At 44.0% G+C, this 24,923-nt stretch carries 16 protein-coding genes; 15 read left to right on the top strand and 1 reads right to left on the bottom strand.

Translation table 11 applies throughout. The features are described 5' to 3' along the window. Positions 1 to 19 precede the first annotated feature (19 nt). From acnA to QMA13_RS23750, 11 genes are all read left to right on the top strand, one after another. The gene (acnA, locus tag QMA13_RS23800) at positions 20 to 2,746 is read left to right on the top strand and encodes an aconitate hydratase AcnA (RefSeq protein WP_282943527.1); all 2,727 of its coding nucleotides are present in this window, start codon (positions 20 to 22) and stop codon (positions 2,744 to 2,746) included. Between the two features lie 103 nt (positions 2,747 to 2,849). Then, the gene (locus tag QMA13_RS23795) at positions 2,850 to 3,218 is read left to right on the top strand and encodes a hypothetical protein (protein WP_282936219.1); all 369 of its coding nucleotides are present in this window, start codon (positions 2,850 to 2,852) and stop codon (positions 3,216 to 3,218) included. A 697-nt stretch (positions 3,219 to 3,915) separates the two neighbouring features. Further along, positions 3,916 to 5,742 (top strand): exo-alpha-sialidase, encoded by a 1,827-nt coding sequence (locus tag QMA13_RS23790; RefSeq protein ID WP_282936218.1) that lies wholly within the window; start codon positions 3,916 to 3,918, stop codon positions 5,740 to 5,742. Between the two features lie 14 nt (positions 5,743 to 5,756). Further along, on the top strand, positions 5,757 to 8,849 hold the full coding sequence (locus tag QMA13_RS23785; RefSeq protein ID WP_282936217.1) for an exo-alpha-sialidase: 3,093 nt from the start codon (positions 5,757 to 5,759) through the stop codon (positions 8,847 to 8,849). 246 nt (positions 8,850 to 9,095) lie between these two features. Then, positions 9,096 to 10,736, top strand: a complete 1,641-nt coding sequence (locus tag QMA13_RS23780) for an extracellular solute-binding protein (protein ID WP_282936216.1) — start codon at positions 9,096 to 9,098, stop codon at positions 10,734 to 10,736. A gap of 80 nt (positions 10,737 to 10,816) precedes the next feature. Beyond that, complete coding sequence (locus QMA13_RS23775; protein ID WP_282936215.1) at positions 10,817 to 11,743, top strand: ABC transporter permease; 927 nt, start codon at positions 10,817 to 10,819, stop codon at positions 11,741 to 11,743. 14 nt (positions 11,744 to 11,757) lie between these two features. After that, complete coding sequence (locus QMA13_RS23770) at positions 11,758 to 12,633, top strand: carbohydrate ABC transporter permease (RefSeq protein ID WP_028550736.1); 876 nt, start codon at positions 11,758 to 11,760, stop codon at positions 12,631 to 12,633. A gap of 23 nt (positions 12,634 to 12,656) precedes the next feature. Then, entirely contained in the window at positions 12,657 to 15,146 is a 2,490-nt protein-coding gene (locus tag QMA13_RS23765; protein WP_282936214.1) for an alpha-mannosidase, read from the top strand. Positions 15,147 to 15,171: 25 nt separating this feature from the next. After that, the gene (locus QMA13_RS23760; RefSeq protein ID WP_282936213.1) at positions 15,172 to 16,113 is read left to right on the top strand and encodes a dihydrodipicolinate synthase family protein; all 942 of its coding nucleotides are present in this window, start codon (positions 15,172 to 15,174) and stop codon (positions 16,111 to 16,113) included. Between the two features lie 219 nt (positions 16,114 to 16,332). Beyond that, complete coding sequence (locus tag QMA13_RS23755; RefSeq protein ID WP_282936212.1) at positions 16,333 to 18,672, top strand: helix-turn-helix transcriptional regulator; 2,340 nt, start codon at positions 16,333 to 16,335, stop codon at positions 18,670 to 18,672. A gap of 52 nt (positions 18,673 to 18,724) precedes the next feature. Next, a complete protein-coding gene (locus QMA13_RS23750) occupies positions 18,725 to 20,287 on the top strand; it encodes an extracellular solute-binding protein (RefSeq protein ID WP_282936211.1) in 1,563 nt (520 codons plus the stop codon). A gap of 234 nt (positions 20,288 to 20,521) precedes the next feature. Here QMA13_RS23750 and QMA13_RS23745 read toward each other — a convergent pair whose 3' ends face one another. Further along, positions 20,522 to 21,364 (bottom strand): AraC family transcriptional regulator, encoded by an 843-nt coding sequence (locus QMA13_RS23745; RefSeq protein WP_282936210.1) that lies wholly within the window; start codon positions 21,362 to 21,364, stop codon positions 20,522 to 20,524. 181 nt (positions 21,365 to 21,545) lie between these two features. On the opposite strand from QMA13_RS23745, the gene QMA13_RS23740 reads away from it, so the two are divergent. The 4 genes from QMA13_RS23740 (at position 21,546) to QMA13_RS23725 (ending at position 24,806) form a co-directional block, all read left to right on the top strand. Then, positions 21,546 to 22,610 carry a Gfo/Idh/MocA family protein gene (locus QMA13_RS23740; RefSeq protein WP_282936209.1) on the top strand — a complete coding sequence of 355 codons (1,065 nt, stop codon included), beginning with the start codon at positions 21,546 to 21,548 and terminating at the stop codon, positions 22,608 to 22,610. 39 nt (positions 22,611 to 22,649) lie between these two features. Beyond that, positions 22,650 to 23,639, top strand: coding sequence for a sugar phosphate isomerase/epimerase family protein (locus QMA13_RS23735; RefSeq protein WP_282936208.1), 990 nt, complete (start codon positions 22,650 to 22,652; stop codon positions 23,637 to 23,639). A gap of 89 nt (positions 23,640 to 23,728) precedes the next feature. Continuing rightward, positions 23,729 to 24,049, top strand: a complete 321-nt coding sequence (locus QMA13_RS23730; RefSeq protein ID WP_282936207.1) for a hypothetical protein — start codon at positions 23,729 to 23,731, stop codon at positions 24,047 to 24,049. 451 nt (positions 24,050 to 24,500) lie between these two features. Continuing rightward, the gene (locus QMA13_RS23725) at positions 24,501 to 24,806 is read left to right on the top strand and encodes a hypothetical protein (protein WP_282936206.1); all 306 of its coding nucleotides are present in this window, start codon (positions 24,501 to 24,503) and stop codon (positions 24,804 to 24,806) included. Positions 24,807 to 24,923: the final 117 nt, after the last annotated feature.

Here is a 24,923-nt window from a genome sequence, read left to right as displayed (position 1 = left end):
ATGGAGGGAATTCATCGTGATGGCAGATCAAAAAGATACGTGCGCAGCTCGTTCCCGCTTCGAATTAAATGGTAAAACATTTATCTACTACCGTCTGCTGGCTTTGGAGGAAGCGGGTTTTGGCCGTATTTCGAAGCTGCCTTATTCCATCAAAATTTTGCTTGAATCCTTACTGCGCCAATATGATGGACGGACAATTACTCGAGAACACATTGAAAACCTAGCCCGATGGGGAACCCCTGAGATGAAGAATAGCATCGACGTTCCTTTTAAGCCGGCACGGATTGTTCTGCAAGATTTTACTGGGGTGCCCGTGGTCACGGACCTCGCTTCACTAAGAAAAGCGATGAAAGATATGGGGGGAGATCCAGCTCTTATTAACCCGGAAATCCCTGTGGATCTTGTTATAGACCATGCGGAACAAGTGGACCGGTTCGGTTCGCCGGATGCACTTCAATACAACATAGACCGGGGCTTCGAACTGAATTATGAACGGTACAAGTTTTTTAAATGGGCTACGGGCTCTATCGATCGGTTCCGTGCCGTGCCGCCTTCAACGGCCATTATTCACCAAGCGAATCTCGAATACTTGGCCTCCGTCATTTGCTTCGTGGAAGAAGGGGAGGGGCAGGGGGAGTATCTCGCTTACCCAGACACTTGTTTTGGTACGGATTCCCACACCCCGATGATCAACGGGCTTGGCGTTGTCGGCTGGGGAGTCGGTGGCATTGAGGCCGAAGCAGGCATGCTCGGTCAGCCCTCCTGCTTTCCCGCTCCAGAAGTGGTAGGAATCCGCTTGAGCGGTAGGCTTCCTGCTGGAACAACGGGCACGGATTTGGCATTATACGTAACGAATTTGCTGCGCAAGAAAAAAGTTGTCGGCAAATTCGTTGAGTTTTTCGGTGAAGGTGTCGCGCAATTATCATTAGCAGACAGAGCGACGGTATCGAACATGTCTCCGGAGAATGGGGCTACGATGACGATCTTCCCTGTCGATCAGGAAACGCTGGACTACTTGAGGTTATCCGGCCGGGAGGAAGAGCAGATTCAACTTGTAGAAGCTTACTGCAAAGCAAACGATTTGTTCTACACGTTTGAATCCGAAGAAGCCACGTACACGGAGATTATCGACCTTAATCTATCGGCAATCGAAACATGTCTGGCCGGTCCGAAACGTCCGCAAGATGTGATTCGTCTCTCAGAGGTAAAAGAAACGTTCCGTAAAGCGTTGACGCTTGAAACAAGGAATCACGGATATGGCCTTAGTCAAGACGAAATTTCCAAAGAAGTGTTAATCAGCCACTCAGGGGGAATGACGTCGAAGCTCAAAACCGGCTCCATCGTCCTTGCGGCTATTACCAGCTGTACTAATACATCCAATCCGCATGTGATGATCAGCGCAGGGCTCCTCGCCAAAAAGGCTGTGGAAAAAGGGCTGATCGTTCCCGCATACGTGAAAACAAGCCTTTCACCAGGCTCGAAAGTCGTCGCGGATTATTTACAGAAAGCTGGGCTGCTGCCATTTCTGGAACGGCTCGGATTTTATCTTGTAGGTTACGGATGTACCACTTGCGTGGGCAATTCTGGACCGCTTCCGGAAGAAATCGCGGAGGAGATCGTTCGTAACGATATGATCGTGTGCGGTATTCTTTCGGGGAACCGCAACTTCGAAGGGCGCATTCATCCGCTGGTTAAGGCAAATTTCCTTGCTTCCCCACCACTCGTTATCGCATATGCCATTGCAGGTACGATAGATATAGACCTTCGCAGCGAACCGCTCGGCAAGGATACGGAGGGGAATGATGTCTATTTGAGCGATTTATGGCCGTCTGAGGCGGAGGTTCACCACATCATCAAAGAATCAGTCACACCGGAGCTGTTTAAGTCACGAAACGAAACATTATTTACCGGAAACAGCAGATGGAACGATATGAAAGCTGATGAAGGTTTGTTATATGAGTGGGATGAACGATCGACATTTTTGCAGAACCCTCCGTTTTTCACGAACTTGTCATGGGAGCCGGGAGAAATCCGCCCATTGGAAGGATTGCGTGTGCTGGCAAAGCTGGGCAATTCCATTACGACCGATCATATTTCTCCGGCAGGTGGCACGATTCCGCCGGACAGCGACGCAGGAATCTATTTGACGGATCGGGGTGTTAAGACAGAGGATCTGAGCTCATACGGTGCCCGCAGGGGCAATCATCACGTCATGGTGCGAGGAGGTTTTTCCAATATTAGAATTCGTAATCAGATAGCGCAAGGTACGGAGGGCGGGGTAACGACTTATTTTCCGAGCGGGAAGATCATGTCGATTTACGATGCCGCTATGAAATACCATCAGGATAGTACGGGATTAATCGTTATCGCTGGAAACGAATACGGTATGGGAAGCTCGCGTGATTGGGCGGCAAAAGCTACACATCTTCTGGGTGTACGTGCGGTTATCGCCCAAAGCTTCGAGCGCATTCATAGAAGCAATCTAGCTCTGATGGGGGTACTTCCCCTGCAATTTCGGGATGGAGAAAATGCCGAAACGTTTGGGTTGATTGGTACCGAGGTTTTTGATATCGACATCGATGAAAGCATGGGGCCACGGCAAACAGTTATCGTCTCGGCAGCAGATGAGAAGGGAAAACGAAAACGATTCAAGGCGATTGTTAGATTCGAAAACGAAACTGAAATCGATTATTACCGTCATGGCGGAGTATTGCAAATGGTGCTTCGTAGTAAATTAAAGAGCTGATTTTACGCAGCTCATCTCGTAAAGAGTAAAGCCCTTTTAAAGATTCTTTGAGAAGAAGTATCAATAGAATATCTTTGTCGAATAAGACAACCCTTGAGTAGCTGTGGCGAAGAAGCTTATACAGCTAAATCAAAATCAAAAAAATCAAAAAACATACCAACAAATGTCCAATGAATCCAATTTAAGCAAGAATCAATGGCCGGATCATGGACTTTATCATGATGCGCTGCGCAAAGGGATAGCTCGCTATGTCCAATCTTATTACCAAGAGCGTCCTCATCAATCTCTTAATGAAAGCCTGATCAATTTTATGCCCACTAAAACACTAAATATTTACGAGAAGGAGGACATAACTTATTCCTTAAAAGATCGTGTCTTGACAATGGGGAACATTACTGATACCGCTGTTACCATCAAATGTTACTCTAAAAAGAAAGGAACATCAACTAAATGGAGCGTAATGGAAATTTAGGCTCCAATGGCTAACACGTAATTGTGTTGGCCATTTTTTATTTGGGCGGTTAATTTAATCACTTTATAAACCAAGGATTTTTCACGATTGGAAGCATAAATTTGCAACAGTAAAATGAAAGCATAAGCTTGCCAAAGCGGCAAACCAATGGGTTAAGTGACAACGACGGTTGAAGACACTTTGAATGTATATGGTTGCCCACATAGTTGTCATGAAGGCGCTGGAACTGGTGGATGGGCGATTGAGTGAGGTTGGATAGGTGAATGTATGGACCGGTACTCCGATGGAGTGCCGGTTTTGTTGTTTTTCCGCATGAAACATCTCGATTTATGACTTTTTGCATCATAGCGGAGAAATGAATCAAGGTCCAAATAGCGGAAAAACGGCACTTGTAACACCAATTTGGATATTCAAATGTTCAAAAAAGCTATGCTATGCTCCTCGTGTGAGACAAACCAATGATATAGGAGGATCTATTCGATGAAATAATAATTGAGGATTACCGAAATAACGGGTTCATTAGTAGTGCCATCCATTGTGCTTAGCGGTTGTGATGAATTCACTGATTGTTATGTAAACGCATACAATCGCAAGAAAACAGGCATTAAAGGATAGTTTTTATTAACAATAGGAAAGGACGTGACCCAGCTTGAAGAAATTGGAGAAGATGAAACGTTTAAGCTTTTTATTGTCTCTAATGTTAATTTTAAGCGTGTTTAGTTCTGTAGTTGTGGATGCAGCAGCGCCGCAGGGCATTAGTCATTCTAGAATGATGCCCAACGACAAGATTGCGAATCACGGTTCCACTATGGTAGAACTGCCAGATGGCACACTCTTCTCTGTATGGTTTAACGGAAATGGAGAAAGAGATGGGAATTTAACCAAGCTGATCGGTTCTCGCTCGAAAGATGGCGGGAACACTTGGACAGAACCATTTGTTGTTTATGATACATGGGATTTCCCGGATAACAACCCGGTTCTTTTCGTAGATAGCCAACAAAGACTATGGTTGTTCTATGGTGTCATTTACAATGGCCAATGGGTATCCACTCAAACTAAATTTATGTATGCCGAAATGGGCAGCTATGAATACGCCGCTCGCAACGGCGGAAACCCGAAGTGGCATTTTCCGCAGCCAATATACACCAATGTTGGCGAAGGCATGTTTGGCGAGGGCAAATTCTCAAATGGACAGTGGACTTATGGCATCAAGGGTGCCGAGATTAAGTTTGTAAATCCAAGCTCTGTGACTGCTGCAGCTTATCTGGACCCGTCACAGTACGTATCCGTCACTACAAAGTTTGGCGGAGGTACCCGTTTTATTACAGACCGCTTTGTTGTCCAGATGAGAAATAAATATGATCAGTACGTTTCATATTTGAAATCCGCGAAGCCTTATGACGATGTGTATGCGGGCAGAACAGATGAAATCATTACTATGCTTACCACGGGAGTTTCCGTAAAAGAGCCGTCAATTATTAAAAATTCAATTGAGCGTGCTTCTGGTGCAGACAATGATGTAAATACATGGGGACCTATTTACCGGAGACTTGGATGGCAAACAAAAAATAAACCGATTGAAGTAACACTTGCAGATGGCGTTACCAAACGATTAATTTTGCCGTTATATTCAGATTCATTGGCCAATTCCGTTTGCGCGTATACCGATGATCACGGCATCACCTGGCAATTTAGTGACCCCATTGTAGGATCAGGTACGATTCAAGGCTCGCTGATCCAAAAGAAGGATGGCACGATTCGCGGTTATTTTAGAAGCGGTAAGCTAGATGGCAGAAACGGACGCATGGCTTGGCACACTACATACTCGGAGTCCACCGATTACGGAGCTACGTGGAGTGTTCCAAAAGTTGATCCTTATTTGAAAAACGACGGCGGTTTTGAACTTTCCAAGCTTCCAAATGGCAGCTGGTTGCTAGCTACAAATCAAGAAACCGCACGCAGCGTAGTGAAGCCTAAACAAGACGGAAATAGAAATTCTTTCAGTTTATTGCTTTCATCCGATGAAGGATTGACTTGGAAGCCGATCATGATTAAGGATGGCATGAACAATGGTGAGAGCTACGAGTATCCATCGGTTGTCGTCGACCGAGCTGGGAACGCTTTGATGAACTATACTTATAAGATTCCTGCAGCTGGTGGTGAAGACAGAACGATTGGCTTCTCTAAACTCGCAAGCAGCGAGATTGGAACCTTGTTTAATTCTGTTGTGACAGCAACTTACGGCTCTGGGAAATTACCGTCTATTGACAGTGTTACCATGTTACCGACAATTGAACTGAAAGCAGGAGACACTACACAACTGACCTACAATCTATCGATAGGCGGACAATCGTCCAATGCAGCAATCGATACACTGACAGTGACTTCAGACATGCCTGCTGTCGCTACGAATAACCCCACGACCGGAATCGTAAATGCAATTGCACCAGGAACTGCAATGATAACTGCTGTAAGCAATAAATACGGAACAATCTATAAATTCATCGTTAAGGTTACCCAATGAAAGGAGTAATGCAGATGAACAGGAAATTCAAACTACTAACATCACTGACTGTTTGTATCGCGATCTCAGCAACAAGTTTCATTCCTGCCTTGGCTGCTACTACGGGAACATTTAACATTTCTGATCAAGCTGTAAGTATTTTCAAACCAATTAAGGATAATGGTGCTACAGGCGACCACGTACATGGCTCCAGTATTGTAGAGCTGCCAAGCGGTGAGTTGTTGTGTGTATGGTTTCAGGGAAATGGCGAACGGGATGCGACTACGACAAAGATTATGGGAGCCCGTTCCATGGACGGTGGAAAAACATGGATGAACCCGTTTGTAATGACCGATGCTCAAGATATTGCTGATATTAATCCAGTCGTATACGTTGATTCCGGCGACCGCCTCTGGTTTTTTTGGTATCCCGTATTGGCGGGCAGATGGCAAACTTCCCAGCCTAGATATGCTTATGCCGAAAAAGGCAGCTATGAGCTTGAAGCGGTTGGAAACAAAACGCCGAATTGGACATTTTCAGAGAATGTTGGGATTAAACTTGGTAAAAATATTGGCGGTGTAGTCGATCCGAAAAGCGCAGATGATCATATAAGTCTGTCGCTCGATGATAGACCTGGAGCAGCATCAAGACCTTCTTGGGCCACAGCACCTGTTGTAGCGCGCCAAGAGTTGGCCAAAGGTTTCGTGAATACAGTAAAAGCCAAGCTTGATGAGCAAAAAGAGTACTTGTTCAAACCAATTGCTGACGGCGGAGCAGGTATGAGCCGTAAAATAAATGAAGCTGAATTTGATGGTTTAGTCATGCAGACCATGCAGTTGATTGGGGGTGACCCAACCAAATATCTGTATGCTCCCACAGTAGCGGACGCAATTACTGAACCTCGTTCAGGCTATCCGTATGCCCGCCGGCTCGGCTGGCAAACGAAAGATAAGCCGTTTGCAGTAGATTTGGGCAACGGCAAAATTCGTTTGCTCCTGCCTCTCTATTCCGACCTATTGGAAATGAGCATAATGGCTTTTACAGAGTATGATCCTTCCAAGCCTCTTGCGGATAACTCGGTTCGTTGGGAGATGAGCGAGCCCATTGTAGGTATCGCCAACATTCAGGCAACGATGGCTCAAAGAACAGATGGCACCATTGTAGCTTATATGCGTGACAACGGTCCAAGACCTTATCGTGTGGTGGCTTCCGAGTCTAAAGACAAGGGATTGACATGGTCAACGGTCAAGGATGTTCCTGAACTGCAGGATCCGGGTGTAGGGCACGACCTTCTGCAGCTTAAGAACGGTAATTGGGCATTCGTTCACGTAGATACGGAATCGAACCGGAACACGTTGGCTGTCGCCCTTTCGGACGATGAAGGGAAAACATGGAAATACAGAAGGCATCTTGCCCTGGATACAAGAAGCAGTATGGGAAGCTATCATTACCCTGCCATAACTCAAGCAGATAATGGGGATATTCTGATCAGCTTCAGCCGGTTCTTCTCTGCGCTTGATATGGACTCTGCTAATCAATCCTTGGGCGGCTATAAAAACATTACCTTCTCCAGAATTACCGAGGACTGGATTAAGCAAGGTGATACGGTAAACATAATCAGAGAATATGAGAGCATCGATCGTGAAATTGCAGTGCCTGCTTCTTTTAATATCAGTACTGCATCCGATAGTGCGATTAAAGCCCTGTTCCCATCTACAATCAAAGCATATACCTCCTATAAGCCGGGGCCAGCGAACGGTGTGCTTCCCTCTGTTGATTTGTCGGTGAATTGGGATGTTGCAGCTATTAAAGCGAATTATAAATTGAATTCATTAATTAGCAACCTGACTGGCGTTGTTGATGAGACCAAGCTTCCGCAAGGGGTAACAAGCGATATGCTGCCGTTCTTCAAAGTACCGTTGAGAGTATATCTCTATAATGATCCTAACGCGGTTGCGGCTCAAGGCTTGGAGTTAAATAAAACTAATCTTGCTATGTTCAAGGGTCAATCTGAAGCGCTGGCTGCTACAGTATCTCCAAGCAACACAACGAATAAGACGGTGCTGTGGAGTTCAAGCGATTCTAATATTGCTGCAGTGGATACGGATGGTATTGTCCGTGCTGTTAATAAAGGGACTGTTGTCATAACAGCGAAAACACTTGACGGTAACTTTAATATGACGGCTAACGTAGATGTAAGAATACCTGCTGCAAGCGTTATTGTCACACCGGGGGAAATTACGCTACATAGAGGTCAGTCAAGTGCTTTAGCAGCAGCTATAACACCGGATGATTCCAATATTAAATCAGTCAACTGGAGTTCAAGTGATGAGAATGTTGTTTCAGTTAATGATAAAGGGGAGGTTACAGCCAAAAATGTTGGTAACGCAATCATTACTGCAAAGGTGATTGACGGAAGCAACGCAGCGGCTGGAACGGCAGTCGTCAAAGTGCTAGGAAGCAGCGGCGGCAGCCGTGGCAGTAGTGGCAGCGCAACAGCTTCACCCCAAGTGCCGCCTGTGACCGAGCAGCCACCTGTTAATCCGCCAACAAAGCAGCCTGACACAACTCCAAAGCAAGTATTTAAAGATGTTAATGACAACTATTTATGGGCTAAGGATGCCATTTATGATTTGGCAAAAAAAGGAATTGTTAATGGGACGTCAGATCAGTTATTTTCGCCAGAGAAGCATATTACAAGAGCGGATATGTTAGTAATGGTTGTAAGAGCTCTTGGCTTGAAAGCTGAATTTAGTTCCAATTTTGATGATGTGAAAAAAGACGATTATTATTATGAAGCTCTGGGTGTAACAAAAGCTTTGGGAATTACAGAAGGGGTTGGCGGTAACAAGTTTAATCCGCTTGAAGAAATTAGCAGACAAGATTTGATGGTGCTAATTGCTAAATCTCTTCAAAAAGCAGGGAAGTTGTCGTTAAAGGGGAGCCAAGACGATTTAAATTCCTTTAAGGATGCATCCAGCATTGCGGAGTACGCCAAAGAAAGCGTCGCTTTACTTGTGAAAGCAGGAATTATTGAGGGTAGTGACAACTTGATAAATCCGGAAGGCAAAGCAACAAGAGCAGAAGTGGCAACCATGGTTTATAGGGTTTTAAAATTGCTAAAATAATATGATTTGTACAGGGGCTGTCTCAAAGTCAGAAATGACCTAGGAGATAGCCTCTTATTTTATAAACCGACTTCGTAACTGTTGAGCTAAGCTTTATGACTATTTGCATCATAGCGGAGAAATGAATCAAGGTCCGAATAGCGGAAAAACGGTGCCTAAAACGCCAATTTGGACATTCAAATGCCCAAAAAAGGTGTGCTATGATCCTCGTGTAAGCCAATCCAATACCATGGGAGGATTCATTCGATGAAATCAAAAAAGGGGATTATGGCAGTAACTGGTTCATTGCTTTTGCTATCAAGTGCGCTTAGCGGTTGTGGAAGCAGTTCAACTAGCAGTTCAACGGCTTCCACGACTTCAACGAATAATTCTTCGACTCCGGCAACTACCGCCGGTGCGTCAAGTACGCCAGTACCGGCCCAACCACTATCGCTGACTTGGATGAGATACGAACACCCCTCGCAAGCCATTGTGACTAATTCAAAAGCTGTTCAGGAAATTGCAAAACGCAAAAATGTAAAACTAAATCTCCAAAGCGTCCCACAAAGCAACTACGATGATAAGAAGAAAACGTTGATCGCCACGAATACCCTGCCTGATGTGATGCTTGTCAAACAAGACGATATTCAGAACTTTGCCGACTCGGGAACCTTTCTTGATTTGACTCCTTATTTGGACAAAATGCCTAATTTGAAGAAAGTCATTGCCCAGCAGCCGGAGATCAATAAAAACAAAATTGACGGAAAGCTTTATGGATTCCCTCTTGTTGCAAATTGGCAGGGTGTTGGCGGCCAGCTTTCGATGATCCGCGTGGATGTGCTTGATAAGCTAGGTTTGAAAAAGCCGACTACTTACGATGAATTATATCAAGTGATGAAGAAAATGAAAGAAGCGAACCCGGATTCCTATCCGTTCACTGCTCGGGCTGCAAATGGACTCACAGGCACAGAAAATCTAATCAATCCCATTGCGTTTGCCTTTGGAAGCGGATACACAACGTTTAATGGTACGAAGGTATATTACGAGCCGAAGGATAAAACATACAAATTCGGTCCGGCTATGCCAGAGTTTAAAGAGGCTATTACATGGTTGAATAAACTATACAAAGAAAAGCTTCTTGATCCGGATTATGCTACGGCTACATCGCAAATATGGCAAGAGAAATTAAACTCGGGTAAATCCTTCTATTTCCAAGATAATAATGGTTTCGCCAGCACGTTTAACATTAATCTACAGAAGAAGGATCCGAATGCTAAGTTTGATATGTTGGATACCATGACAACGCCGAGCGGAGCAAAACGGAACCTTATCTACGCACTTGGCCACTTGTCGGAATCGTACGTAATTAATGCGAAAGTAAAAAATCCTGAACAAGTTGTTCAATTCATGGATTGGTTCTATTCCCAAGAAGGAATCGAGGTTACCAACTTCGGTGTAAAAGGTGAAGATTTCACAGGCGAAAATGGCGATTACAAATTGACTGACGCTGTAGTGAATAAGTACAAGGACAGACAGCCAAGCGCATTTTATGCACTGCAATCTGAGTATGGCACGGGCTACCTGGGATTTGGTCTGGATAACGATGATCATGCTGGATTACCGTTTAACACCAAGGAATGGGTAGATTGGAACACGAAAGCATCCAATGGTTTGGCCGCAGGCGAAAATGTTCAATTCGTTAATGACCCGCCATTTACAAAAGAAGAGCGTGAGAAGCTAAAACAAATCCGTACACAGCTTGACGCTTACCTCGCTCAAAACATGGATAAATTCATTATGACAGACGGTGCGCTCAAGGACTGGGATAACTTCGTAAAACAACTCAAAGCTAAAGGTTCAGATGATATTGTCAAAATCTATAACGATGCCTTAGCCCGGGTGAAATAAAGCTCAAAGTTCAGTTCATACAGTGAGAGGGCAGGTTGCTTCTAAGGCATACCTGGCAGCCTGTCCCTTTATTTTCCGGAATGGAGTGGAGATATTTGACACCAGCTGTTGAGATTAAAAAGAATATCCGCAAGAGCATGCCGCTGTATCTCATGTTTTTATTACCGTTTGCTTATTTTGTTATTTTTCATTATGCGCCCATGGTTGGGAATTTGATGGCATTTGAAGATTATTCGATCGTCAAGGGTTTCTTTCATAGCCCTTGGGCAGGGACCAAATACTTCCGTCAATTTTTAACGGATCCGTACTTTTGGCAAGTGGTTCGCAATACAGTGCTAATCAACTTGTATTCTCTCATTTTTTATTTCCCATCTTCACTCGTGTTCGCTTTATTGTTAAACGAGCTGCAACAAAAAGTTTTCAAAAAGTTTATTCAAAGTATTACGTATATTCCTCATTTCTTGTCTACCGTTGTAGTCGTAGGTATGCTGGTTAATTTTCTCTCCATCGATGGGCTCATTAATGAAATAGTTAAGCTGTTTGGCGGGGAAGCAAAGACATTTATGTCCATGCCTCAGTGGTTCCGAACCATTTATGTCGGCTCTGAAATCTGGCAAGGGATTGGTTGGAACTCCATTATATATTTGGCAGCATTGACCACTATCGATCCACAACTCTATGAGGCAGCAACGATGGACGGGGCAAACCGATGGCGTAAATTGCTGCACATTACAATGCCTGGGATTTCAACCGTTGTTACGATTATGCTGCTTTTAACCTTGGGCAAAATGCTTTCGGTCGGATTTGAGAAAATTTTATTACTGTACAGTGGTCCCACTTATGAAACCGCAGATGTTATCCAAACCTTTGTTTATCGCCGAGGGTTGATTGACAGTGACTTTAGCTTCGCTGCGGCTGTAGGCATTTTCCAGTCGATACTGGCCTTTGCGCTTGTCATTTCAGCAAATCAAATATCCAAAAAAATAAATGGATCAAGGTTGTTTTAGCAGGAGGGATTGGGATGCGATTTCGCAACTTTTCTATTTTCGATACGATGAACTTAACTTTTATGCTGGTTATGATCTTTATTACGCTATACCCCCTTTATTATATGGGGATCATATCCATTAGCTCCGGATCATCGGTTAGCAGCGGTGAGGTGTTTTGGCGGCCTATAGATATTAATTTTAAAGCATACAATGTCATTTTTAATGATCCGGCTATTGTGCGCTCCTACGGAAATACCATTTTCTATACGGCCGCTGGTGTGCTTATTAACTTGGCGATGACGGCTCTTTGCGCATACCCTTTGTCGCGTAAGCATATGTATGGGCGTTCAGTTCTTGCTTTGTTTGTTGTATTCACCATGTTCTTCGACGGTGGTCTTATCCCGAGGTATATGGTGGTCCATGCTTTGGGAATGGTCAATACGATTTGGGCAATATTAATTCCGACTGCGATCAATGTTTTCAATATGATCCTTATGAGAACATTTTTTGAAGAAATTCCAGAAGCGCTGCACGAGTCTGCGATTATGGACGGCGCCGGAGAATTCCGAGTTTTCACAAAAATTGTGCTGCCGCTTTCTTTGCCTGTTATGGCAACCATGTTTCTTTTTTACGCAGTGGCTCACTGGAACAGCTTCTTTCCTGCACTTATTTACTTAAATGAGAAAAATCTGTACCCGATGCAAATCATCTTGCGTAATATCGTCATTTCGGGAGATATGGCTACACAATCAGCACAACTTGGTGCAGCAGAGGCAGGACTGGCCGTCATGACGGAAAATATTAAGTATGCCTGTGTTTTCGTTGCCATCTTGCCCGTGCTTGCTATTTACCCGTTTGTGCAAAAATACTTTGTACAAGGAGCCATGCTTGGTTCTGTTAAAGGTTAAAGATTTCTCTTAAGGGGGGTGAAATGGCTGTGGAAACGAAGCTTCATTTAATAGGTAATGCCCACTTGGACCCGGTTTGGCTATGGCGCTGGCAGGAGGGATATGCCGAGATTAAAGCGACTTTCCGTTCTGCGTTGGATCGCTTGAAGGAGTACCCTGATTTCGTATTTACTTGTGCTTGTGCGGCTTACTACAAATGGGTTGAAGAGAATGCTCCTGAGATGTTTGCCGAAATCAAGCAGCGTGTTGCCGAAGGACGCTGGGTCATTACAGGCGGTTGGTGGATACAACCGGACTGCAATTTGCCGTCGGGTGAATCGTTCGCACGACACAGCTTATATGGACAACGCTATTTTATGAAAAAGTTCCAGGTGATGGCGCGGGTCGGATACAATGTGGATTCGTTCGGTCACCACGGCATGATGCCGCAGCTATTGAAGCAAAGCGGGATGGACTACTACGTATTCATGCGTCCGGGAGCGCACGAGAAGACGCTGCCGCACGATTTATTCTGGTGGGAATCGGAAGATGGCAGCCGTGTGATGACATTTAGACTAGCCGACAGTTACGGCAATTGGGCGAGCAATGGAATGGAAGCTAAGATAATGAGTCACAGAGCTATGGCTGTCGCAAGCGGGCATGCTTTCATGTCATTCTACGGTGTAGGCAATCATGGCGGGGGACCGACCATTCAGAATATCAAACTGATCCGTGAGCTCGGGCAACGACCCGACATGGACGGCATCCAGTTTAGTTCTCCGAATCAATATTTCTCTGAAATGAGGAAGATGGCTCCGGATATACCTGTGGTTAAGGATGAAATGCAGATGCATGCCGTCGGTTGTTATTCTACACATTCGGAATCCAAGGCCGCAAACCGCAGAGTTGAGCACCAAATGCTTACGGCTGAGAAATGGTCTTCCCTGGCTAATTTAATGCGAGGTTTACCGTATCCAGTGGAAGCGCTTAATCGTGCTTGGGAAAATGTGATGTTTAATCACTTTCATGATATTATGGGCGGCTGCAGTATTAAGGAAGCTTTTGACGATGTTCGGGATTTTTACGGCGAAGCGTTTAGTATTGGGGCTAAAGCGATTAATGCGGCTCTTCAAAAGCTATCTTGGTCCATTCATACGATGAAACCGGGTGTTACATCATTAAGCAAGGAGAAGGACTGGCAGCTTTGGGAGCAAGATGATCTCGGGTCACCTCTTGTGGTTTTTAACCCCTTATCGTGGGAAGTGGAGGCACCCATTGAAATTAACAAGAAGCTGGCAGGTGTGACAGATGCCGCAGGCAGGCCCCTGCCGATTCAAACGATCAGGGCATCTCGGACAAATACCAGTGATAAATGGGACACCTTAATTAAGGGGAGAATCCCGGCTTTTGGTTATCAAGTATTTTGGGTATACCGTGATAAAACGTTTGATGCAGAGCAGTCAACCGCAGCCGTTAGGGCAGAAGGGTGCTTGCTAGAGAATAGTAAGTTATGCGTTGAGCTTGATCCAGCTACAGGATATATCCGTCGTATGATTGACAAGTTGAATGGCGGACATAATGTACTGCTAGGTGATGGAGCGGTGCCTATCGTCATCGATGAGAACCACAGTGATACATGGGGACACGGTCTGACACAGTATCGCGATGAGTTAGGACGATTTGGTAACGCTGAAATGAAGGTGCTTGAAACTGGACCGCTGCGAGCGACGATAAGGGTAACTAGCTATTATGGAACTTCTGTGCTTCGTCAGGATATCAGCCTATTCAATGATAGCTCCGATGTGCATGTCAAGGTAAGGCTGGACTGGAGAGAACAGCACAAGATGCTAAAGCTTGCCTTTCCCGTTAATGTCGAGCAGTCTCTTGCCGTGTTTGAAATTCCGTACGGTTTCATAGAACGTCCTGCTAATGGAAATGAAGTGCCTGGACAAATGTGGGTGAATCTATCAGGCAGTAAGCCAGGCACAACGGACAGCGTGGGGCCATCTACGTTCGGTCTGTCTTTGATTAACGATGCAAAATACGGATACGATGTGCTGGACAATGAGTTGAGGATGACAATGGTACGAAGCCCGATTTATGCCGACCATTTTGGCGAACGTGATGAACAAGTGGAATTTATGGATCAAGGTGTACAGGAATTTGTCTATTTACTTTCGCCTCATATCGGTTCTTGGCAAAATAGTGGAGTTGTACGTAAGGCATACGAATTGCACAATCTGCTGCATCAAGTATGGGAAACGTATCATGAAGGGGATTTGCCTCAAATTTCGGAGGGAATTGTTATTTCTTCAGACAATGTTATTGCTGTGGCCTTTAAACCGGCCGAAGACGGAAATGGATGGATTCTTCGTTGTCAAGAGCTATACGGGAGAGAAGCGAAGACAGAAATAAGTTTAGCAGCCTTAAAGCGAAATTGGCAAAGTACCTTTGGCAAGTGTGAGATTAAAACGTTTTTCATACCTTCCATACCGCATAATCCGATTATGGAGGTCAATTTTTTAGAAATGTAAGCTAATGATGAAAGGGAGCTGCCAAATGAAGATTAATAACCCTGACGGCGTATGGCCAACGATGATTACTTTATATAAAGAGTCTGGAGAAATTGATTTTGAAGCTATGGAACGAATGGTTGAATGGTTTATTCAAAATAAGGTCGATGGACTATTTGCTGTATGCCAGTCGAGCGAGATGTTCTTCTTGAGTTTAGAAGAGCGTGTGAAGCTTGCTGCATTTATCGTGGAAAAGGCGGCGGGCAGAGTTCCTGTCATTGCTTCTGGGCACATCTCCGATTCGTTTGAAGATCAGGTTCGAGAATTGACTGCGATGTCGGAAACAGGCGTCGAAGCTGTCATCCTCATCTCGAACCGGATGGCGGCACAGGATGAGTCCGATGACGTGTGGAAGGCTAACGCTCAGAAACTGCTGGAGCAGCTGCCGGACCATGTCGCGCTTGGTATCTATGAATGTCCGTTTCCATATAAAAGACTATTATCCCCCTCTGAATTAAAATGGTGCGCAGATACCGGGAGATTTTTCTTTTTGAAAGATACCTCGTGTGACGTGGAGTTGATTAAAGAAAAGCTGGACGTTATTGCAGGAACCCCTTTGAAGCTTTACAATGCCAATACAGCTACGCTTCTGGAGTCATTGAAGTTGGGAGTTAATGGGTATAGTGGAGTTATGGCGAACTTCCATCCGGATTTGTATGTATGGTTATTGCACAATTGGGCGAAGCGGCCTGAGGAAGCGGAGTACCTAATGAGTATACTGGCTGTAGCGTCATTTATTGAGCGCCAGTGTTATCCCGTTAACGCAAAATATTCTCAAATGCTGGACGGGATAGCTGTAAATTACTATTCCCGATCGAGAAATCACGAGGAATTTACAGCCACTAACCGGCTGGAGGTTGAGCATCTTTACCGTGTCTCCAAACAGTTAGCCAAACAATTTACGGTTGCAGCGGCACAGAATAAATAGAGGAATGGTCCATACAAAACGGAAAACGCAGGGATGCAAAAGCCTTGCGTTTTCTTTTGTTTTTTCTTATAAAGTTTTCCAAACAATTCTAGCTATATTTCAAATTTTTCCCTTGTGCAACAGGATTTTACGGCCCCTTTGGCGAAACTAACATTAAAATATGAATGCGTTTCCAATTGGACCGACAAATGGTGTCGCGTGATAAATGGGGGATTACACTTGAATTGGAAGTATCTGAAGCAATCTGTGAATAAAAACAGACTTTTCTTCAAGATTCTGCTGTATTTCTTCTCTTTGCTGATTCCAATTGTCATTATTGGAGTTATTGCTTACTTTAATGCAGATCAATTAATTAAGAGGGATGTTTCAGAGAAGCTGAAGGATAATTTGATTGCATCCTCCAAAACCATCGATATTTATTTAGGCATGGCACAGGCAACCAATAACAATTTGCTGCTAAGTGATACGATTCAACAAAATTTAAGGCCTTATCCATTGCTGACGGATGAAGAGAAAATCAAAATGCCATCGATTGTAAGATCAATTGCCGGTAATCGTAATACAATCAGTCATTTTGTTGACAATATCTTTTTATTTATTGATGACAAGCGCGTTTATTTGAGTGACGGAATCGTTGATTTTGATGTTTTCTTTGATAAATTTTATGAATTTGATGGATACGATAAAGATTTTTGGCGTCAACGATTATCTCAAAGCAGCTTATTCGAACTACTGAGGCCTACAAACGTGGTCAACGCAAATATGAATTCTAACCGTGAGGTTATCCCGAGTATTACGACACAATATTTGAATGGGCATTTGGCCACGATGGTAACAACCATCTCTATCCCGACAATTATGACAACGCTTCAGAATAACTCGATTTTCTCGACTACGAAGTATGTCGTATTAGATAAAAATAATCAGACTATTCTTCAAAGCAGCGGGCTGGATAAGAAGGTTCTTAATCAAATAGCTGTTAGCTATCCAGCCAATAAGCACAGTGAAGATGCAGCTATTCAAATAGGTCAGGAGCAAAGCTGGATAGCTCAAACCACTTCCGATTATGGCTGGAAATATGTTTCTATTACTCCTGTTGGCTCTTTTAATCAGGAATCCTCTAATATTTTCAGTTTGATTATATGGATTTGCATAAGTTTAATCATCATTAGCATAGCTTTTTCTTTCATATTTAGCGTTCGCTTATATAACCCGATCAAAAATATTAGAGATATTTTACAAAAAAATGAAAAAGTCGAGCAATGGAGCGGTGAAACTAACCGCAGCGGCGAGCTTCAGAAAATCGGAGACAGTATCAATCAGTTGGTTCAGCAGCATATGGATGCGAATATCAAAATTAATACCTATTCGGAAGAAATTCTTGAGCAGTTTTTTAAGAATTTAATTAAAAGCTTTCGAGTGGGACAGGCCAATGCCGTGCACCAAGTGCTAAGTAAACTTGATTTTCATTCAGGAAGCTATCTGTGCTGCTGCTTCATGTTTATTTTTAAAGATAAATTTTATCATGATATCCTGGAAGCAGATCGTTTATTGATTTTGGAAAAAATGAAGAATGTCCTTTCGGGAATTATGAAAAAGTATGTAAACTGTTATTTGCTGGAATATGAACCTTACTTATATGTTTGTGTGGTCAATTTAAAAAATGAGGAAGACCGAAGAAAATTGGATCAGTCTTTAGAGATGATTAAACTGACCTTCGCTTATGATATGACGTATTGTGAACTAATTATTGGTTTAGGAAAAAAATATGAGAAGATTGATGATTTTTCAAAATCCTATAGCGATGCTATTACAGCCATTGATAAGCGAACAGACTCGTCTAAGATGGCTATTTTAGATGCCACTGATCTTGTTATTGATCAAAACTACTACTATTCGTTTCTTGAGCAGAACAAAATTGTAAACGGACTGAAATCAGGTGATATGGATGCCTTAAAGATGGAAGTGGAAGAAATCATCGGTTTGAATAAAACGAGAGGCGTCTCTTATCATTATCTTGGTGCTTTACTTGTGGAGTTGTTTCATACAGGTAATCGCTATTTGAAGGAAAAGAGACTAAATGTATATGATTTCCTTGAAGCAGATGAGTATGCTTCCTTGGATGACAAGGAGCTTCTACCGAATGAGTTTGATGGAAGACTGCAAATGATTTTTGAATTTTATGAGAAAATTATTACAGAGACGCTAGATAAGCCTGAAAGTAAATCAGGTGTTGTTGTTTCGTTGATCACAGCATATATCGAGAAGCATTATGAGAAGGACTTATATCTAGAGGTAATTGCCAACGAGATAGGGCTATCCGCCAAGTATGTATCAAGAATGTTTAAAGACGCGACAGGGACGAATATTTCAGACTATATCAGTCTTGTTCGGATTGCGAAAGCAAAGGAATTATTAGCACATAGCGATTTGAAAATTAGTGATATTTCTAATCAGATCGGCATATTTAGCCGCACCACATTTCTTCGTTTATTCAAAAAGTATGAAGGTGTTTCGCCGAATGAATATCGAAATGCACATGGATTCAAGCAGAAATAGGGCGTAAGCGGATGTTTGCTACAGCAGATCCAGGTTCGTGAGGGGGAACAACATGGTTATTAAAAACAGAGAAATAGTAACCGTTTGCTGTTTACTGGCTTTAGTTGGTAGTTTACTAGCGAGTTGTAGCAGCCCACCAGCAATGAATAAAACGAGAACACTTTCATGGATGAGATATGAGCATTCTTCGCAAGCAATAGAAGTAAACTCGAAAGTAGTTCAAGAAATTAAAAAAAGAAAAAATGTAAAGATCGACTTACAAAGTGTTCCACAGAGTAATTATGAGGATAAGAAGAAAACCCTGATGGCTACAAACTCCATTCCTGATGTCATCTTGGTTAATCAAAATGATCTTTCGGACTACGCTGATTCGAATATTTTTCTAGATATTACCCCCTACCTGGATAAAATGCCGAATCTCCAGAAGCTTATTCAAGAGAAGCCTGATATCAACAAGACAAAAGTGGATGGTAAGCTGTATGGTTTCCCTTTAGTAACCAAATGGAGTGTTCAGTCCGGTCTGCTACCCATGATTCGTATAGACCTGGTGAGAAAGCTTAATTTAGAACCGCCAACCACCTATGATGAGCTCTATCGGGTGCTCAAAAAGCTAAAAGAAGCTTATCCAGACTCTTATCCTTTTACTAGCCGTGCAGCGAATGGGAAGACGGGAACGGAAAATTTGATTAATCCAATTGCTTTCGGGTTTGGTAGTGGTTTTACCAATATTACAGGATCTAAGATTTATTTTGAGCCAACTGCCAATCGATATCAATTCGGCCCATTCGCGCCAGAATTTAAAGAAGCTATTGCCTATCTTCATAAGCTCTACAAAGAAAGACTTCTTGATCCTGATTATTCCGTAGCAACATCACAAGTATGGCAGGAAAAATTAAGCAGCGGCAAGTCCTTCTTTTTCCAAGATAATAATGGATTCGGAGCCAACTTTAATAAAGCTCTTCAGGCCAAGGACCCCAATGCCGAGTTTGATTTGCTGCCGGTAATAGCCAGTGATAAGGGGGTCAAGCGTAATTACATTTATCAACTGGATCATCTCGGTGAAATGTACGCTATAAGCTCCAAGGTGGAAAATCCTGAAGACGTTATTAAGCTTATAGACTGGATGTATGGAGAAGAGGGAACGCATCTTACAAGTTTTGGTGTAGAGAATGTGGATTATACGTTTGATGGTGGGGAATATAAGATTTCTGATGTAACGAAAGCGAGGTTTATGAATAAGCAAGATCCTTTCCGCGCAATGCAATCTGCCCTTGGGACAGGATATCTGGGTTTAGCGCTTAACGCTGACGATCATCCGCTCGTTCCTTCTTCTCCACCGGAAATAATTCATTGGTCTGAAAAGGCAATGAAGGATCTGGTTGGAGGTATTAATTTTAAGGAAGTAAATGATCCGCCATTTAATAAGGTTGAGCGAGAAATGCTTAAGAAGATTCGCACACAATTAGATGCGTATGTAACACAGAATATGGATAGATTTATTGTAAGTGATGGGGCCTTGAATGATTGGGATACTTTCATTAAACAATGTAAAGACAAAGGTGCGGCGGAAGTTGAAGCGATTTACAATCTTGCATTCGCAAGAGTAAGTAAATAAATTGGACGCGGAGTTAATAATGTGATGAAGAGATTGAAATAACTTAAGGTCAATTCTGACAGCATTGAAGAATAGGATATTGGCGGCTCTACTTAAAAAGTAGAGCTTTTTTTTATACACTTAGGGATGAAGCGAACGGGCAGAAAAGTTGAATAGTGCCCCTAGCAAAGCGGAAGAATCCTTCGGTTTATGGGGAACAGGGTATGGTTTCGATACTAAGTTACGCCAATCCCATCATAGGCGGGTCAGCGTTTTTTTGTATTTGCCGGGACTGCTGCCGTACATCGATTTAAAAAATCGGATGAACGGATACGTATGATCATAGCCGATCCGATTGGCGATTTCCCCCATCGTCAAATCCGTCGTAGCCAACAAATATTGAGCCTCCTTCAATCTCTGCGCTTGGATATATTGCATCGGAGAAACTTGGAAGGCTTGTTTGAATTCTTTATGAAAATGGGAGATGGACAAGTACATCAGCTCGGCCAGCTGTGTCACTTTTATTTTCTCGGCAAGATGTTTCTCCATGTAGTCGAACACGGGTTGAAACCGTTGGAGATTCCTCATATCCTCGAAGCTGCCGATTTTGTACCGGGAAACAGAAAGAACAATTTCCAGCAGAGTGAACAGTCGCTGCTTGACTTGCGCCGCCTTGTACAAGGATGTGCTGGCGTCGATCGGATCGGTGTTCATCAAGGCGGTTATTTCAGTTTGAAGCCGACCGATGTTATTTCCGATATCTTCGGAGGTGACATAAGGAGTTTCTATAAAGTCGAACAGTTTAAAATGGTCAAAAAGAGTGATGTCCACATTCAGCCAATGCGTGACGAATTGAGGTCCCAGCATATTGATTTCATATTTGGTATGTGGGGGGATAATCAACCCTTGACCCGGCTCGACCTTATAGCTCTCATTTCCGATGTGAAGAAGCAGTGGGCCGTCCGTAATTTGGGAGATAAGGGTGAACGGCTGATCGAAACTATGAGATTTCTTCACGTCAAATCGCGTCGTATTGCCCTTGAAATAAGTAAAATCAAGGGAATTCAGGACCGTGGTCAAAAACCGGGAGTCATTCATACTTCTTCCGCCTTCTTCGTGTAATTACACTTATTATAGTGGATCGCGCAATCGAATCAAGCGGAATGAAGCAGGCTTCGAACAAAAGGTGTATAAAATCAGACGATTTGTCATTTCTGCCTTCCATCCCACGGTGAGATAATGTTCCCGTGACAGAAATTATGAGGGAGTTGAAGCGGAAATGAGCGATAAACTGAAGATCGGCATTCTGGGAGGCGGAGGCATTTTGACTGCACATGCCCCGGGATATACACGTCTCACGGATCTTTGCGAAGTCGTTGTGGCCGAGTCTGACGCAAGCCGCCACAGCGAGATCCGAAGACTGTTGGGCGAGGATGTTGACATTGTAGGAGATTATACCGAGATTTTGGCCGATAAGGACGTGGATGCGGTTGATATTCTTCTTCCGCATTATTTGCACGCGCCTGCAGCAATCGCGGCTGCGGAAGCAGGCAAGCATGTACTGATCGAGAAAGTGATGGCCCGCAATGTGGAGGAGTGCGATCGAATGATCCAGGCTTGCGAGAAAGCTGGCGTATCGCTTACCGTCTGCCATGACCGGCGCTACGATTCCGATTGGCAGGCGCTTAAGCGGGTGGTCGATTCCGGCGAACTGGGGGACATTTTGTTCTGGAAATTGGAGCATAATCAGAATGTCGTTTTCCCCGAGCGAAGCTGGGTGCGATCGAAGGAAATGCTTGGCGGCGGTGCCATCATGAGCTGTCTCACCCATCAGATCGATTCGCTCAGATGGTACGAAGGCGAAGTGGATCAGGTGACTTGCATGACGAAGACGGAACCGGATCGCATGGAAGGGGAAAGCATCGGAGCCGTATTGGCCAAAATGCGATCGGGTGCGCTAGCCCTGCTCTCCATAAACTGGTACACGCAATCGCATCACGCTCCGGATGGATTATGGTACGAATTCAATCATGTCACCGGTACGAAGGGTGAAGCGTATTTTATGAGCGGCAAAGGTACATACGTCAAAATTCATGACGGATCATCCAAGCAGTTTCAGTATGACATGAAAGGCGAAGGAAGTTTCGTCAAGGTTGACGTCAAGAAAGAATTAACGGGCCATCAGCGCTGTATTGAGCAATGGGTGAAAAGCTTGAGAGGCGAACAGGCGGAGATTTTGACCGACGGGATAGATAGCCGTAACACGGTTGAAGTGGCGGAAGCCGCTTATCGGGCTGAGGAAATGAAGGCGGTAGTCAGCCTTCCCCTGCAACCGGCACGTTGAAAGCGATAATAAGACGATTAAAGGAGGATTGGCGTTGCGTTGAGGATAGGAATCGACAGCTTTACGCTCCGGGAATTGAACCTGGATCCTTATCAGTGTCTAGATTATGCCAACAAACGGGGATTGGAAGGCGTGCAGTTTGGTGGCATGGACGGTTTGAGCAGCAAGCGCGATTTGGGAGAACTACTGCACTTAAGGGATTACGCCGATTCACTAGGGATGTATATGAACGTTTCCGTAGGTGTCTGCAATCCGCTTCTGTTCCAGCAATCGGAAGACGAAGCGAGAACAGCATTCATCCGTGATATTCAACTCTTCGCCAAAGCCGGCTGGCATGAGCTGGCGGGTATAATCAGCCGCAGTGACGAACGATACAAGCACCCCGTTCCATGGAACACGCATTTATCGAAGAGTGCCGAATTCATGCGAAGCCTGAGACCGGTGCTGGAGGAGTGCGGCAGTCGGATCAATCTCGAGAATCACGGCGACTCCACCTTCGATATTTTGCACGTCGTTGAAGCCGCCGGTGAGGATATATGTGGCGTAAACCTCGATACCGGGAATACGCTTGTGAATGCGGAAGACCCTGTACTGGCGGCTAGAAGGGTCGCTCCCTATACGCACTTGACCCACATCAAGGATGGAATCGTCTTCTTCTCGGCGAATGGGGTCAGTAGGCAAGGAAAGGCGCCGGGCCAAGGGATTGTTGATCTCGCGAGCATCATTGCCATTTTGGGAGAATATAACCCGGATTTGCCTTTGTCGATCGAAGATCACAAGTGGATTTTTGAATTCCCAGTATTCGAGCAGGATTGGTTCACTCCAAACCCGGACTTGACGCCCTATGAATTCGGACAATTTATCAAACTGGCAAGAATGGTAGAGCAAAAGCTTGCCTCTGGAGAGCTGCCAGCAGTTGATGCATACGAAGCGATACCTTATTTGGGACAAATGGAAGAGAGGATTGCAAGCGGTGCCAAGCATTTGCAGGGGATTCTGGAAAAATTGAATTTACAAAGCGGCAAATAAAAGATGGCCCGCCATACACCAAGTATGACAGGCCTGAAGTGTACGCGCTTAAGAAGTTAAGGCGCAATTAAGGGATACGCATCAGGCGATTGGCGGAGATCGTTCATCATGTGTTACTCGCCCTGGTAAAATTCCCTATCGCGCAAGAAATTATCCCAATGAGATACTATGAAAAATGCATATCCAAGCTTCAAGCAGCCAAAAAATACTTTGCAGGAGGAGTTGCCAGTTCTTTGCGGGTGTCGATGAAACCAACTCTCTTATATGCAGCGTCAGCGAAAGGGGCTCGCATCCGCGATGTAGACGGAAATGAATGTATCGACTATTTGCTTGCACACGGCCCCTTAATTCTTGGTCATGCTCATGACGGTCTGACTGAAAGCGTACATCAAGTCTTGCGCATTTATTAAAAACGCTTACGCACCTGCTCTCTCTATGGGAGCAGGTATTTTTTTACTTGCTTAGGATTACGGAGTCCCTTTCTTCTATTCAGTTTCTCGATGAAGGTTCTAAATATCTAATTACTAATGATCAATTCACTCGGTGGTATACATAAAAAAGTCCACGTAAAACGGTCGTAAAACGGCTGTCTTTTTCCACTAACGGATTTGGAAGTAGAGTAACTTGCTCAATAAATTAACAGTTATAATCCCAAAATGGATATTGGGGTATAAAATTTAAAATTTTAAACCCGAAGCCATATACCGCTAAGCACCAACCTCGAAATGGAGGTTTTTCAACCTGATTGGATCGATTAATCAAACGGATACCTAGTGTTCAACATAGAAATAGTTGCCACTCGGCGTTATTTGTTCCATTTTAGAGGGAATTACGTTACTTCGTGTAAAGTAGATCCGAAATTTGATCGTTGACAGACTTGGAATTAGTGTGAATATTGCTCCTGATGCTTTGGCCCGAAGCCTTGATGCAGGCCAGCCGGAACGTCGTAGGATATCTGCCGGTAAAGAAGCAATAAAGCTGGCGCGCGAAAGTATACGTCACAGACGCGATTTTTCTGTTGAAACAACATTGCCCGGTGGTAACGTACTAAGGCTTACACGGGATGCAAGAACGAGCGAATTCGAAGTGACGATGGTTTACGTGGGTCTCGGTGATTATCTTCGAACGGGTTGCTATGAGGGTTCTCTTATGTTCAGTACAATATAATCATTAGATCACCTATGTTTGAAAGCGCTTCAAATAGTGGGGTCACCCGGATATAATAATGGACGAGACAATTTAAAACAGAAGGGAGTCTTATGTAATTACATGAATCTCGGCATG

It is taken from the genome of Paenibacillus sp. RC67 (assembly GCF_030020805.1).
Lineage (GTDB): Bacteria > Bacillota > Bacilli > Paenibacillales > NBRC-103111 > Paenibacillus_S.
This window is presented reverse-complemented; position numbering and strand designations above follow the sequence as displayed.

Excerpts from the sequence above, each read along its gene's own strand:
- acnA (WP_282943527.1), top strand. The coding sequence starts at position 20 with ATGGCAGATCAAAAAGATACGTGCGCAGCTCGTTCCCGCTTCGAATTA.
- QMA13_RS23790 (WP_282936218.1), top strand. The coding sequence starts at position 3,916 with ATGTTAATTTTAAGCGTGTTTAGTTCTGTAGTTGTGGATGCAGCAGCG.
- QMA13_RS23785 (WP_282936217.1), top strand. The coding sequence starts at position 5,757 with ATGAACAGGAAATTCAAACTACTAACATCACTGACTGTTTGTATCGCG.
- QMA13_RS23780 (WP_282936216.1), top strand. The coding sequence starts at position 9,096 with ATGAAATCAAAAAAGGGGATTATGGCAGTAACTGGTTCATTGCTTTTG.
- QMA13_RS23775 (WP_282936215.1), top strand. The coding sequence starts at position 10,817 with ATGGAGTGGAGATATTTGACACCAGCTGTTGAGATTAAAAAGAATATC.
- QMA13_RS23770 (WP_028550736.1), top strand. The coding sequence starts at position 11,758 with ATGCGATTTCGCAACTTTTCTATTTTCGATACGATGAACTTAACTTTT.
- QMA13_RS23765 (WP_282936214.1), top strand. The coding sequence starts at position 12,657 with ATGGCTGTGGAAACGAAGCTTCATTTAATAGGTAATGCCCACTTGGAC.
- QMA13_RS23760 (WP_282936213.1), top strand. The coding sequence starts at position 15,172 with ATGAAGATTAATAACCCTGACGGCGTATGGCCAACGATGATTACTTTA.
- QMA13_RS23750 (WP_282936211.1), top strand. The coding sequence starts at position 18,725 with ATGGTTATTAAAAACAGAGAAATAGTAACCGTTTGCTGTTTACTGGCT.
- QMA13_RS23745 (WP_282936210.1), bottom strand. The coding sequence starts at position 21,364 with ATGAATGACTCCCGGTTTTTGACCACGGTCCTGAATTCCCTTGATTTT.
- QMA13_RS23740 (WP_282936209.1), top strand. The coding sequence starts at position 21,546 with ATGAGCGATAAACTGAAGATCGGCATTCTGGGAGGCGGAGGCATTTTG.